This is a genomic window from Exiguobacterium sp. s89 (assembly GCF_018617735.1).
Taxonomy (GTDB): Bacteria; Bacillota; Bacilli; order Exiguobacteriales; family Exiguobacteriaceae; genus Exiguobacterium; species Exiguobacterium marinum.
This window is the reverse complement of sequence record NZ_JACSKS010000003.1, coordinates 157439-171399: the sequence shown is the minus strand read 5'-3', so window position 1 is coordinate 171399 and position 13961 is coordinate 157439. Positions and strand designations below refer to the sequence as shown.

The following is a 13961-nucleotide window of genomic DNA, read 5'->3' as shown; positions in this document are numbered from 1 at the left end:
GCTTCCCGTGTAGCGCCTAGGGTGTGAGAAACGCAAAAATCTCCGGCCTGAACTCTCGTTCAAGCCGAAGTCATCTTACTTCCAACCTACTTCGTTAAAGATGCGAATTGCTTCTTGTTGGTTTTCACCAAGTACTGAGAGGTTGATGTCTTGTTCCTTGAACTCGCCCCATGATTGAAGAAGCTCGTTCGGCTCAACCGACTCGTTGACTGGGTATTCGTAGTTTACACTCGCAAACTTCTCTTGAGCTGACGGTTCTGACATGAACTCCATCAATTTTTGAGCATTTTCTGTGTTCTTCGATGCTTTTGTCATCGCGATTCCAGAAATGTTCACGTGTGTGCCTGTTGTATCCTGATTCGGGAAGAAGACACCGAGCTGTTCAGCGACTTTCTTCTCTTCTTCGTCTTCAGAGTTCAACATGAGTCCCATGTAATACGTATTCATGATGGCGACGTCCCCTTCACCGGCGACAACGGCTTTCGCTTGGTCACGGTCATTCCCTTGTGGATCACGTGCCATGTTGTTCACTAAGCCTTTCGCCCACTCTTTCGCCTCATCGACACCGTTTACTTCGATGAATGACGCGAGGAGTGAGATGTTGTACATGTTTTCAGACGGACGGACGAGTACTTTGCCGTTCCATTGTTCTTCCGTCAACGCTTCATACGTCGACAACTCTTCTGGCTTCACGCGATCTTTTGAATACACGATGACACGCGCACGTTTCGTCAAACCGAACCATTCGTTGTCCGTGTCACGATATTTCGCAGGGATGTTTGACTCAAGCTCATCGCTATCGACCGCTTGGAGGTGCCCCGCTTCTTTTGCCTGATACAAGTTCCCAGCATCTGCCGTAATGAAGAGGTCCGCCTCAGTACTCTCACCTTCAGTGTTCAAACGCTCGAGGAGTTCGTCACTCTTTCCTTCCACCACGTTGACTTTGATGCCTGTTTCTTCTTCAAACTGCTTGTATAATTGTTGATCGACATCGTAGTGGCGACTCGAGTAAACATTGACGACGTTCGAATCGTCTGAGCCTTCATTTGAAGTTGTCTCATCTGTGCTTGCACAAGCGGCAAGGAGTGATGTCGTTAACGCTGCTGAAATTCCTAAAGCTGCATATTTTTTGTTCATCTGTCATTCCCCCACATTCGGTTATTTCTCTCTGGTAATGATAATTACTCTCAATACCTATCATTACTGATAATCATTCTCACGTCAAGGATTTTCTGCAATCGCTATCCGTTTGAATGTGCGCTTTATGACAGTTTTGAAGGTATCATTTCTTGACTTCAAAAGATTGCGGACGATATAGTAAGACCAAACAAACCGTCTGGTCGGTACAGAAAGAGGTGAATGTATGACAAACCGATCGAACATCACAAAACAAAAGCTATTGGATGCGGCAACGGACATCATTATGAATCATGGAGTTCACCAACTCACGTTGGACGAGGTCGCCAAAACTGCAGGGATTTCAAAAGGTGGCCTCCTTTATCACTACCCTTCAAAGGAAGCATTGATGACTGCGATGGTTGAACGATTACAACAAGAACAAAACGAGTTATATGTTTCGTTGCAACAAGAAGGTCACGGACCAGTCGAAGCATTCGTTCGTCTGTTTGACGAGACGAAGTTACATCCTGAGCGAGCAACCATTCAAATCGACGTCGAGAAAATGATCGCATTTCTTACGTTGTTCGCTGTCGACCAAGAGTATGCGGATCGTTGGAAACATGATTTGGATACGTTCTTCGCACAGTTCCAACAAACGGCTGACCCAGTGGAAACGATGATCGTTCGTTATGCACTCGAAGGCATGATGATGTCCGAACACTTCGGTGTCGGTGTTCCCCCTACCGAACTCAAACAAGCAATCATCGAACGCTTGATTGATCGGGCACATAAAATCGACAACCATTCATAAAAACAACATTAGAGGAGATTAAAACACATGCAGAAAATCACGTCCTTCTCCGTCAACAACAAGTTCGCCGTCTGGTTGATGACAATCATTTTGACGGCCGCCGGTCTTTTCGCCGGTTTGACGATGAAGCTTGAGACATTACCGGACATTACGACACCGACCGTCTCAGTCACAACCATCTATCCTGGTGCTTCACCTGAGCAAGTGCTTGAAGAAGTCAGTAGCGTCCTCGAAGAGCGCCTTCAAAGTCTAAATGGCGTTGAGCAAGTTCGTTCTTCATCGTTCCAAAACGCATCAAACATTCAAATCGACTATGACTTCAGTACAGACATGGACGAAGCCGAACAGCAAGTGAAAGACGCGTTAAGTAACGTCGAGTTGCCCGAGTCGACACAAGAGCCTCAAGTGTCGCGTCTCAGTTTCGACGCTTTCCCAGTAGTCGGAGCTGCCATCTCGGATGAAAGCCTTGATTTGGCCGAATTGACAAAGCTCGTTGAAGAAGAAGTGCAACCTGCCCTTGAAGGGGTAGAAGGCGCACAAACCGTCCAAATTGCCGGACAAGAGATTCGCCGCGTCGAACTCCAATTCGACCAGGAAGCGCTCGCTGAATACAATTTGACGGAAGATACGGTCAAACAATTGATTCAAGCGAACGATGCCCGTATCGTCCTCGGGTTATATGAATTAGGCGACACAGAGCAAGCGGTCGTCATCGACGGAAAATCAGAGACTCTCGAAGCGTTCCGCGACCTTCAAATCCCGTACTCACCAGCCCAGTCTACACCGGCGACACCGTCTGCTCCGACGGAATTGCCACCTGGTCAAACGCCAGACGTCCCGACGGAAACGCCATCGGCATTACCACCGAACGTCCCGACTGCGGTTCCGACCGTTGCGTTGAGTGAGCTTGCAACGATCGAAGACAAAGGAATCGAAGAATCGATTTCTCGCTCGAACGGTGAACGTTCAATCGGCGTACAAGTGACGAAAACACAAGATGCGAACACGGTTGATGTCGTCAACGCCGTCAAAGAAGTATTGAATGACTTCGAGGCAGAATATGATACAGCGAACGTGTCCATCACACTCGACCAAGGACAACCAATTGAAGAATCGGTCGAAACGATGTTATCAAAAGCATTGCTCGGTGGTTTATTCGCCATCTTGATCATCTTAGTGTTCTTGCGTAACTTCCGATCGACGATTATCGCTGTCATCTCGATCCCATTGTCACTTCTCATGGCACTCATCGTGTTGAAACAATTAGGGATCACACTGAATATCATGACACTCGGAGCAATGACCGTCGCTATAGGGCGTGTCGTCGATGACTCCATCGTCGTCATCGAGAATATTTACCGTCGCCTCACTAGATCGAATGAACCACTTCGTGGAAAAGAGTTGATTATTGCGGCGACAAAAGAAGTATTTATTCCAATCGCTTCTTCAACCGTCGTCACCATTGCAGTATTCTTACCGCTCGGTTTTGTCACAGGATTTGTCGGTGAGTTGTTCTTGCCGTTCGCATTGACTGTCGTATTTGCCCTTCTCGCTTCGTTGCTCGTGGCGATTACGGTCGTTCCGATGATGGCCGACTCGTTCTTTAAAAACCGTGACAAGTTGAAGCCAGAAGAAGGTCCAGGTAAGCTCGCGGAATGGTATCGCGGCGTCTTGAACTGGTCACTGAACCATAAACTCGTCGTCTTCGGACTCGCGACTGCTCTTCTTATCGGAAGCTTCGCTCTTGTTCCGGCGATTGGAGTCAACTTCTTGAATCAGGATTCGGAGAAGACGTTGTTCGTCACGTTCGACCCAGAACCGGGTCAAACGCTTGAAGACTCGATTGCTGCGGCAGAAGTGGCAGAAGAATACTTCATGGAAGAACAACCGAACGCAACGGACGTTCAGTTCACGGTCGGTGGAGAGAACCCACTGAACCCTGGGAACAACAAACAAGGGATTTTCATCGTTCAATACGATCCGGACACAGAAGATTTTGCTGATGTGAAACTGGCAGACATCGAGAAGTTAAATGAACTCGCCTCAAGTGGGGAGTGGAAAGAACAAGACTTCTCTGGTGGCGGTGCGACGAGTGGCGTCACGTATAACGTGTATGCCAACTCACTTGAAGATTTAGAAGCCATCGTGCCGACGTTCATCGAAACGATTGAAGAAGAAACAGACTATGTCCGTCAAGCGACATCTGACTTACGTGAGTCATATGTACAATATACGTTCAACGTCGATCAACAGGCTGCAGCAGAAGCCGGTGTATCGGCAGGTCAAATCGCACAAGTCATCAGCCAATTCCAGGCACCCGAAAGCCCACTTGCGAGCGTGACGGTAGATGACAAACAATTAGACGTCATCATCCCGAACGAGCAAGTGACGTATGACAGTGTCGATGACTTACAAGCACAAGAAATCACGACACCGTTCGGTCCACGCCCGATCTCAGACTTTATTGAAATCGAAGAAGGCACGACACCGGACACACTCGTCGAGCGCGACGGAAAACTGCTCGCCCAAGTAAGTGTTGAACTCAGCACAGATAAAGCGACAGAAGCGTCTGCTGCGATTGAAGAACGCGTATCAGACATCGAACTCCCATCTGGCGTAACGTACGATGTCGGCGGTGTAACGGAACAGATCCAAGAATCGTTCACACAGCTCGGTCTTGCGATGCTTGCTGCGATCGCCATCGTCTACTTGGTCCTCGTCATCACATTCGGTGGAGCTCTCACGCCATTCGTCGTGTTGTTCTCACTTCCGTACGCGATTATCGGTGGACTCGTCGCCCTTCTCATCACAGGTGAAACGATTTCGGTATCTGCCTTGATCGGGGCACTCATGTTGATCGGGATTGTCGTCACGAACGCCATCGTCTTGATTGACCGCGTCATTCATAAAGAAGAAGCTGGTTTATCAACACGTGAAGCGTTACTGGAGGCAGCAGGTACACGCCTTCGCCCAATCTTGATGACCGCACTTGCGACTATCGGTGCACTCGCACCGCTCGCACTCGGTCTCGAGGGTGGGGCTCTCATCTCGAAAGGTCTCGGTGTCACCGTGATTGGCGGACTTACAAGTTCGACGCTCCTCACGTTGCTCATCGTGCCGATCGTCTATGAGTTCTTCACACGATTCCGTAAGAAAAAACAAGCATAAACCTAAAACATGCGCAGCAGTTTATTCCGCTGCGCATGTTTTATATTTCAATGATATATAGCTGTTCCGCACAATCCGGAACTTCAAAGAATGATGTCACATGATGAAAGACCTCTTCCGTATCAAATGCCGCTCGTTCCGGTTCCATGATGCGACGTTTATGAATCTGTCGAAGACATTGTTCGTCACTTCGATTTAGATAAACCAAGCAGTGATCCGCTCCCACGTCCTGTGCAAGTTTTAGAAACCAGGCTCGAGACGACTTCGTATTTGCCGGAAAATCCATCACGACATTCATCCCTAGTTTTAACAATTGTTTCACATGAGATTCAAGAAGTGGCTTCAGCAGAGTAGCATGTTTTCTGTAGTCCTCAAACGTATGAATTTGATTTGGATATAACGTAGATAGCCATTCATCTTCAGATAAGAGAACCGCTCGTTGTTCAACAGCTACTTGTTTGGCCATCGTTGATTTTCCAGCCCCCATTTTTCCACATAAAAAATATAGTGTTCCCTTTTCTTCCATCGCGCTATCTTCCTCCTCTTCATCGAGTAGAATAAACGTATCATCCCCTTCTCTTGACCTACCCCGTTGAATTTGAGAAGATTCATACGTTTTGATTGATGCGAAAGGAAGTCATGTAAATGAAATTATTAAAATGGGTGATTGGACTCACGCTCTTGTTCGGGTTGAGTACACTCGGCAACTGGATTGTCGAAACATTCTCTTGGAAAGTACCGGGCAGCGTCATCGGCATGGTGCTGTTGCTCGTCCTCTTAGTAACAAAAGTCATCCGCGTGGAATGGATTGAAGACAGCGCTGGATTTTTGACGAAGCACCTCGCCTTCTTCTTCATCCCGATTGCCGTCGGTCTCATGGCATACGGTACGTTGTTAAAAGCTGCCGGCATCCCTCTTCTCGTCACGTTACTCGTCAGCATGGCGGTCGGTATGGTCGTGACAGCTTTTGTTTCCGGGAAAGAAGGTGAGGCATCGTGACATACGTTTGGATCGGATTGACGATTCTCGTGTATACGCTTAGTCGTCAACTTTCGAAAAAGTGGGCCTCTCCGTTCACCAATGTCGTCTTCTTAAGTACAGCCATTCTGATTCTCCTATTACTCGTGACGGGACAATCCTATGATACGTATAAACCGGCTACCGATCTCATCACGATCTTACTCGGTCCAGCGACAGTCGCCCTCGGGTTACCGCTCTATCGCAACTTACCCGTACTACTCGCACGGGCAAAGCGAGCACTGAGCGCGATTGTCATCGGGTCACTTTCCACAATCTTTGTGGCTGTACTTTTCGGCAAGTTATTTTCGTTCACCGAAAACGTATTGATTGCACTATCGGTCAAGTCTGCCACGTCCCCGATTGCTCTTGAGTTGGCTCGGCAGCTAGAAGGGGATGCAACGCTTGCGGCCTCGATTGCCGTCGCCTGCGGTATTTTAGGTGCGATGCTCGGTCCGGTACTATTGACATGGATTCGTATAGACGACCCATTCACCCGTGGACTTACGCTCGGCACCATCAGTCACGGGATTGGAACCGCTCAGGCAGCGACTGAACATCCGCTGTCTGGTGCAACAGGTGGTGCTGCGATGGGATTGACCGCCATCTTCACATCGTTCATCTTACCCATTCTGTATCCGTTTCTCTTTTGAACAGGTCACGCCCACTTCATCGATGGGTGTGACTTTTTTGTTTCGACTTCGAGCGCTCGTGATAAACTAATGAAGATGAAACTTTTTAGAGGAGGGCAATCCATGCAAGCAAAATTAATTGAACGCTTAATGACATACGCGAAGATTGATACACAGTCTGACTTCACCAGTACGACAACACCATCGACGGCTAAACAATGGGATTTGATTCGCCATTTGGAGAAAGAATTAAAAGAACTTGGACTGACAGATGTCGAGAGGGACGAATACGGCTATCTCTTCGCCACACTTCCGAGTAACGTCGATTATGACGTCCCGACAATCGGATTCCTCGCTCACGTGGATACAGCGACCGACTTCACAGGAACGAACGTATCTCCTCAACTCGTCGAACATTATGAAGGTGGCGACATCGTCTTAAACGAGTCATTGAATGTCGTCTTATCACCAAAAGACTTCCCAGAACTGGACGGGTATGTCGGACATACGCTCATGACAACCGACGGTACGACACTCCTCGGTGCGGATGATAAGGCAGGGATTGCCGAAATCGTCACAGCTGTTGAATACTTATTGGCTCACCCTGAGATTCCACACGGACCGGTCCGCATTGCCTTCACACCAGATGAAGAAATCGGGCGTGGACCACATAAATTCGATGTCGCCCGTTTTAATGCGGACTTCGCTTACACGATGGATGGGGGCCCGCTCGGAGAGTTACAGTATGAGAGCTTTAACGCAGCGGGTGCGACCGTCACCTTCCACGGGACGAACGTACACCCAGGTAGCGCGAAAAATAAGATGGTCAACTCGATGAAGCTCGCGATGGCGTTCCAAAACCGTTTACCGGCTGATGAGGCACCAGAACGTACGAGCAACTACGAAGGATTCTTCCATTTGAACGGCTTCAATGGGGATGTGGAGAAGACGACACTTCAATACATTATCCGCGATCACGACAAACAGAAGTTCGAAGCGCGTAAAGCATTGATGGAGAAACTTGTCCTCGAATGGAAACAAAAATATGGGGAAGAGCGGATTGAGCTCAAGATGGAAGATCAGTATTACAACATGGCCGAGAAAATCGAACCGGTGAAACACATCGTCGATACCGTCGCTGACGTCATGCGCGGCCTTGACATCGAACCGAAGATTGAACCGATTCGTGGCGGGACAGACGGATCGCAACTTTCTTACATGGGTCTTCCGACACCGAACATTTTCACGGGTGGCGAAAACTATCACGGGAAGTTCGAATACATCTCTGTGAACAACATGGAAAAAGCAACAACGGTCATCATCGAAACACTTCGCACATTCGCGAAGCGTGCACAAGCATAACAAATGCGCCTCCAATCGTTCTCTTTTACACTAGAGACATTGGAGGCGATTTTGATGAAACATACATTTAGCATGAACCTCGGCTGGGATGGTGGACGAAATGACGTCGGTACCCTCGAGGCCGAGCGATTAAAGACACAGATTTCGATTCCGCCCGAAATGGACGGTCCCGGAGTCGGCACGAATCCAGATGAGATGTTACTCGGGGCAGCGGCCACGTGTTATATCATCACACTCGCTGCCGTACTCGGGCGAAGTGGCCTGACTCACCGTGGCATCACGATTGACGCGGAAGGGATCGTCGATGTGACGAACGGCATCTTCACGTACGTGACGATTCGCTATACGACAACGATTCAAGTACCTACAGAGATGACCGACCGAGAAATCACGCTAGTCGAGCGCATCGCGAAAAAAGCGAAAGATCAATGTATGATTTCACGCGCGCTCGCAGGAAATGTGGCGTTTGAACTCGATACGACTGTTATACGAGTCGACTAAAGCCGTCATGATGATGGCTTTTTCTGTGGCTTTGCCTATGTCATCATTATAGTTTTTATGCGACACTGCGCGATTTTTAAAAACGTGATACAATACACGTCGTAAACTAATCAGAAAAACGAGGGATACCATACATGATTACAGTAAATAACGTCAGCCTACAATTTGGCGGCCGCAAGTTGTTTGAAGAGGTGAACATCAAGTTCACGCCAGGCAACTGTTACGGATTGATCGGTGCGAACGGTGCCGGTAAATCGACATTCTTAAAGATTTTATCAGGTGAGCAAGATACGACGACGGGTGATGTCAGCATCACACCGGGTGAGCGTCTCGCCGTCCTCAAACAGGACCATTACGCGTATGAGGACAGTGCGGTTCTCGAGACCGTCATCATGGGTCACGAGCGTCTCTACAAAGTAATGAAAGAAAAAGACGCCATCTACATGAAAGAAGATTTCTCAGATGAAGACGGAATGCGCGCAGCTGAACTCGAAGGCGAATTCGCTGAGTTGAACGGTTGGGAAGCAGAGTCAGAAGCCTCGATGGTCCTTCAAGGTCTCGGCATCACAGAAGCGCTCCACCAGAAACAAATGAGCGAACTCACAGGTGGGGAGAAAGTCAAAGTCCTTCTTGCCCAAGCGCTCTTCGGTAAGCCAGATATCCTCCTCTTAGACGAGCCGACCAACGGACTTGACCTAAAAGCGATTCAATGGTTGGAGGAGTTCTTGATCAACTTTGAAAACACAGTTATCGTCGTTTCCCACGACCGTCACTTCTTGAACAAAGTCTGTACGCACATGGCAGACCTCGACTTTGGAAAAATCCAATTGTATGTCGGGAACTACGACTTCTGGTATGAGTCAAGCCAACTTGCTACACGTATGGCTTCAGACCAGAACAAGAAAAAAGAAGAGAAAATCAAAGAACTTCAAAACTTCATCGCGCGTTTCAGCTCGAACGCCTCAAAGGCCCGTCAAGCGACGTCACGTAAGAAGTTGCTCGATAAGATCACACTCGATGACATTCGTCCGTCGTCACGTCGTTACCCGTTCGTCGGATTCACGATGGAGCGCGAGATCGGGAACGATGTTCTTTATGTCGACAACGTATCGAAGACGATCGATGGCGTAAAAGTACTCGACAACGTCACGTTTTCACTCAACAAGACGGACAAAGTCGCATTCGTCGGTCGTTCGGACGTTGCCATCACAACACTCTTTAAAATTCTTATGGGTGAGATGGAGCCAGATACAGGTTCGGTCAAATGGGGCGTGACGACGACTCAGTCATACTTCCCGAAAGACAACTCGGAGTACTTCGAAGGCTCAGAAAAGAGTATTTTGGACTGGTTGCGTCAATTCTCACCTGCCGATGAGTCAGATACGTTCCTTCGTGGATTCCTCGGTCGCATGCTCTTCTCAGGTGAAGAAGTCATGAAGAAGGCGTCTGTCCTCTCAGGGGGAGAAAAAGTACGCTGCATGCTCTCGAAGATGATGCTCTCGAACTCGAACGTGCTTGTCCTCGACGATCCGACGAACCACTTGGATCTTGAATCGATCACAGCTCTCAACAATGGTCTCGAGACGTTCAAAGGCGTACTCCTCTTCAGCTCACATGACCATCAGCTCATCTCGACGATTGCGACACGCATCATCGAAGTGACACCAAACGGCATCGTGGACAAAGAAGCATCGTACGATGAGTTCCTCGAGAATGAAACGCTTCAACAACAAGTTGAATCCCTATATCAAAATGCATAATAAAAAATCGGCTCAACGCGAGCCGATTTTTTATTTAACGTCTACCGTCTCCATCACGTGCTCATGAATATCATGACCTTTCGTAACATGGACTTGAACGTTGTATGCACCAGATTCAGTAAAGGTGTGTGCACCTTTATACATCCCAGCATCTGCTTCCTCTAACTTCACCCACTCATGTTTGTCTGCCCCGTCTTGGAAGATTTCGAGTTGTACGTCTGCCCCCGCGAGCATCTCCTCTTCAATCATGACGTGCACCATGAACGGCTGTTCTTCACCTGCTGTCGCCTCTTTTGGGTCAAGCGTGATATCCGCTCCTGCATGGTGATGGTGGTCACTATCTTCTTCCGCTTCAGCTGCTGTTTCCGGATGGCCAACCGTCACATTCGTCGTTGGCATCGTATGCATCGAACGCGCTGTCACGTGAACTTGGACCGTATAGACCGCTTCTTCAGCGAACGTCGCCTCTGCTTCATAAACGCCATCTTTCGTGAGCGTCGCCTTAATCATGTCGCTCTCTTCTTTCGCATCATTCTTCCATACTTCAAACTTGATTTCATCTGCGTCGTCTACAGGTTGACCTTCTTGCGTGACATGGACCGACAATGGCACTGTTTCTCCTTTTTCCGCTGTTGCGGCAACCGTCAACTCTGCCTCTACCGGTTCCATCGATTGTGGAACAGCCGCGCTTTCTGCTTCTTTCTCCGTACCGCACGCTCCGAGTATAAACAACCCGAAAAGCCCAAACACGACCCCAAACCGTGTCATCATCTTTTTCATCATAAGTCCTCCTCATAAATCGCTTACATCTTTCACACATTGTTCATGATACCATCTCTTTCCAAAAAGAGTGTGAGCATTCTGTGATATATCCCACGATACATTCTCACAATTTTCACACATCTAGTCGATACAAATTCGTTATAAACCCATTCCCGTATTTTAGTCCGTCATTTCAAAAAACGGGTATATAAAATATATGTAGCGTGCATTCGGAAATTCTTAACATCAAGAAGATGACATCATGAATGGAGGCGAATTCAGATGAAACGTAAGGTCATTCGTGGGACGATGGCACTCTTCATCTTATTGGCGATGGTGATCACACAATCGATTTCCGTCAGTGCCGCCGCTTCAACATTTATTACGAGCGTGAACACGACGAGTAAAGTCGTCGCGTTGACGTTCGATGATGGGGCAGACGGCGCAAACACGAACAAGATTTTAGACATTTTGGCAAAAAACAACGTCAAAGCTACTTTCTTTTTGACAGGTTCGGGTGCGAACAACCATCCACAATACATTAAAAATATCGCCGCAAAAGGACATCAGCTCGGTAACCACTCATATACACACCCTGATTTCACAAAACTGACTGCTACCCAAATGAAATCCGAACTCGACCGCACGGAAGCTTTGATAAAATCATTGACCGGAAAAACGACAAAGCCGATTTTTAGAGCTCCATTTGGTGCCGTCAATAGTGCCGTGTTGAACGGTGTCGGTGCTGCCGGATACGGATATACGATTCAATGGAACATCGACACAATCGACTGGAAAGGACTGACCGCGAGCCAAATCAACACGAAAGTACAAACCAATATTAAACCGGGTTCAATCGTCTTGATGCATACAGGTGCGGGGGCACCAGGTACCCCACTCGCATTACCGACGATGATTTCGCAACTCAAAGCAAAAGGGTACAAATTCGTCACGGTCTCGCAATTACTTGCCTATCAAAACACATCGACGAATAAAACGTATACCGTGAAGTCAGGCGACACGTTATACAGCATCGCACGGACGTATGGTGTCACTGTATCCGATCTCGCAGCCGCTAACAACATCACGAACGTCAATCTCATCAGTGTCGGTCAAGTGCTCAATATTCCTGGGACAACGGTCACACCACCCCCTTCGACGACTGTGAAGTACACGGTAAAGTCGGGCGATACGCTCTACAAGATTGCGACCATGTACAATACGACTGTCGCGAAGATTGCAGCCGCTAACAACATCACGAACGTCAATCTCATCAGTGTCGGTCAGGTGCTCATCATTCCTGGAACAACCGTCACACCACCACCTGCAACGACCGTGAAGTACACGGTAAAGTCGGGCGATACACTCTATAAGATTGCGACCATGTACAATACGACTGTCGCGAAAATCGCTGCCGCCAATAACATCACGAACGTCAATCTCATCAGTGTCGGTCAAGTGTTGACCATTCCGAAATGACACGCCCCAAACAAAAATAACCGCTGCACGTGCAGCGGTTATTTGCTTCTCATTAATTTGTGAACTGCTCTGCTTCTGTCGATCCAGCCAGTGCAGTCGTTGATGATTGTCCACCTGAGATAACGAGCGAGACTTCGTCGAAATACCCCGTCCCGACTTCACGTTGGTGACGTGTCGCCGTGTAACCATGTACTTCAGCCGCAAATTCTGCTTGTTGTAACTCTGAATATGCCGCCATGCCACGGTCTTTGTACCCGTGTGCAAGTTCGAACATCCCGAAGTTGAGCGCGTGGAATCCAGCGAGCGTGACAAATTGGAACTTGTAGCCCATCGCACCGATCTCTTGTTGAAACGTTGCAATCTCTTCGTCTGACAACTTCTTCTTCCAGTTGAACGATGGTGAACAGTTGTAAGCGAGAAGTTTGCCAGGATACTTCGCATGAATCGCTTCGGCAAATTGACGGGCTTCTGCCAAATCTGGTTCAGACGTCTCACACCATACGAGGTCTGCATATGGTGCATACGCGAGACCACGAGCGATCGCTTGCTCGATACCGGCTTCCGTGCGATAGAAGCCTTCCGGTGTACGTTCTCCAATGATGAACGGATGATCGATTGGGTCGATATCGCTCGTGATCAAGTTCGCCGCGTGCGCATCTGTACGCGCTACGATAATCGTCGGGACGCCCATGACGTCTGCCGCGAGTCGCGCCGAGATCAAGTTTTTCACAGCCGTCTGTGTCGGGAGCAATACCTTTCCACCGAGGTGACCACATTTCTTCTCAGACGAGAGCTGGTCTTCGAGGTGAACGCCAGCAGCCCCCGCTTCGATCATCGCCTTCGTCAATTCGAACACGTTGAGTACCCCACCGAATCCTGCTTCCATATCTGCGACAATCGGTGCGAACCAATGTGTATCGCCTTTTCCTTCTGCCGTTTGAATTTGATCTGCACGTTGAAGTGCCTGATTGATTCGTTTAACGACATTTGGCACTGAGTTGGCCGGATACAGACTTTGGTCCGGATACATCTGACCCGAAAGGTTAGCATCCGCCGCTACTTGCCATCCGCTCAAATAAATGGCTTCAAGTCCTGCCTTCACTTGCTGAATGGCCTGGTTCCCTGTCAACGCACCGAGTGCATGAACGTAGTCACGCTCGTGCATCAATTTCCACAAGCGTTCCGCTCCCTTTGTCGCAAGCGTCTGTTCAATCACGATGGACCCCCGTAATTTCATCACATCCTCTACAGAGTATGGACGTTCTACCCCTTCAAATCGTTCTGACTTCCAGCTGTTTCCTAATTCTTCGCGTTGTTTCATCTATAAACCCTCCTGTATTATATTAATTT

12 protein-coding genes are annotated in these 13961 nt (G+C 48.4%); 8 read left to right on the top strand and 4 right to left on the bottom strand.

From position 1 onward, the window contains the following. Positions 1 to 75: 75 nt before the first annotated feature. Positions 76 to 1137: a Fe(3+) ABC transporter substrate-binding protein gene (locus KNO96_RS10660; protein WP_026824597.1), complete on the bottom strand. Its 1062-nt coding sequence runs from the start codon at positions 1135 to 1137 to the stop codon at positions 76 to 78. A gap of 226 nt (positions 1138 to 1363) precedes the next feature. Between KNO96_RS10660 and KNO96_RS10655 the strand changes: the two genes are divergently transcribed. Both KNO96_RS10655 and KNO96_RS10650 read left to right on the top strand, forming a co-directional pair. Further along, entirely contained in the window at positions 1364 to 1930 is a 567-nt protein-coding gene (locus KNO96_RS10655; protein WP_214703626.1) for a TetR/AcrR family transcriptional regulator, read from the top strand. A 27-nt stretch (positions 1931 to 1957) separates the two neighbouring features. Next, on the top strand, positions 1958 to 5098 hold the full coding sequence (locus KNO96_RS10650) for an efflux RND transporter permease subunit (RefSeq protein ID WP_214703623.1): 3141 nt from the start codon (positions 1958 to 1960) through the stop codon (positions 5096 to 5098). Positions 5099 to 5138: 40 nt separating this feature from the next. Here KNO96_RS10650 and KNO96_RS10645 read toward each other — a convergent pair whose 3' ends face one another. Then, complete coding sequence (locus KNO96_RS10645) at positions 5139 to 5624, bottom strand: P-loop nucleotide/nucleoside kinase family protein (RefSeq protein ID WP_214703622.1); 486 nt, start codon at positions 5622 to 5624, stop codon at positions 5139 to 5141. A gap of 119 nt (positions 5625 to 5743) precedes the next feature. On the opposite strand from KNO96_RS10645, the gene KNO96_RS10640 reads away from it, so the two are divergent. The 5 genes from KNO96_RS10640 to KNO96_RS10620 all read left to right on the top strand — a co-directional run bounded on the left by KNO96_RS10640 (position 5744) and on the right by KNO96_RS10620 (position 10370). After that, the gene (locus tag KNO96_RS10640; protein WP_214703621.1) at positions 5744 to 6097 is read left to right on the top strand and encodes a CidA/LrgA family protein; all 354 of its coding nucleotides are present in this window, start codon (positions 5744 to 5746) and stop codon (positions 6095 to 6097) included. Next, complete coding sequence (locus tag KNO96_RS10635) at positions 6094 to 6768, top strand: LrgB family protein (protein WP_214703620.1); 675 nt, start codon at positions 6094 to 6096, stop codon at positions 6766 to 6768. The genes KNO96_RS10640 and KNO96_RS10635 overlap by 4 nt, the downstream gene beginning before the upstream one ends. 102 nt (positions 6769 to 6870) lie before the next feature. Beyond that, on the top strand, positions 6871 to 8109 hold the full coding sequence (gene pepT, locus KNO96_RS10630) for a peptidase T (protein ID WP_214703619.1): 1239 nt from the start codon (positions 6871 to 6873) through the stop codon (positions 8107 to 8109). Between the two features lie 51 nt (positions 8110 to 8160). Further along, on the top strand, positions 8161 to 8610 hold the full coding sequence (locus KNO96_RS10625) for an SACOL1771 family peroxiredoxin (RefSeq protein WP_483297735.1): 450 nt from the start codon (positions 8161 to 8163) through the stop codon (positions 8608 to 8610). 134 nt (positions 8611 to 8744) lie between these two features. Continuing rightward, entirely contained in the window at positions 8745 to 10370 is a 1626-nt protein-coding gene (locus tag KNO96_RS10620) for an ABC-F family ATP-binding cassette domain-containing protein (protein WP_214703617.1), read from the top strand. A 30-nt stretch (positions 10371 to 10400) separates the two neighbouring features. On the opposite strand, the gene KNO96_RS10615 is transcribed toward KNO96_RS10620, so the two are convergent. Further along, positions 10401 to 11150 carry a FixH family protein gene (locus KNO96_RS10615; protein ID WP_214703616.1) on the bottom strand — a complete coding sequence of 250 codons (750 nt, stop codon included), beginning with the start codon at positions 11148 to 11150 and terminating at the stop codon, positions 10401 to 10403. 264 nt (positions 11151 to 11414) lie between these two features. Between KNO96_RS10615 and KNO96_RS10610 the strand changes: the two genes are divergently transcribed. Continuing rightward, positions 11415 to 12611, top strand: a complete 1197-nt coding sequence (locus tag KNO96_RS10610; RefSeq protein ID WP_214703615.1) for a LysM peptidoglycan-binding domain-containing protein — start codon at positions 11415 to 11417, stop codon at positions 12609 to 12611. Positions 12612 to 12663: 52 nt separating this feature from the next. Here KNO96_RS10610 and aceA read toward each other — a convergent pair whose 3' ends face one another. Further along, on the bottom strand, positions 12664 to 13932 hold the full coding sequence (gene aceA / locus KNO96_RS10605) for an isocitrate lyase (protein WP_214703614.1): 1269 nt from the start codon (positions 13930 to 13932) through the stop codon (positions 12664 to 12666). Positions 13933 to 13961 lie beyond the last annotated feature (29 nt).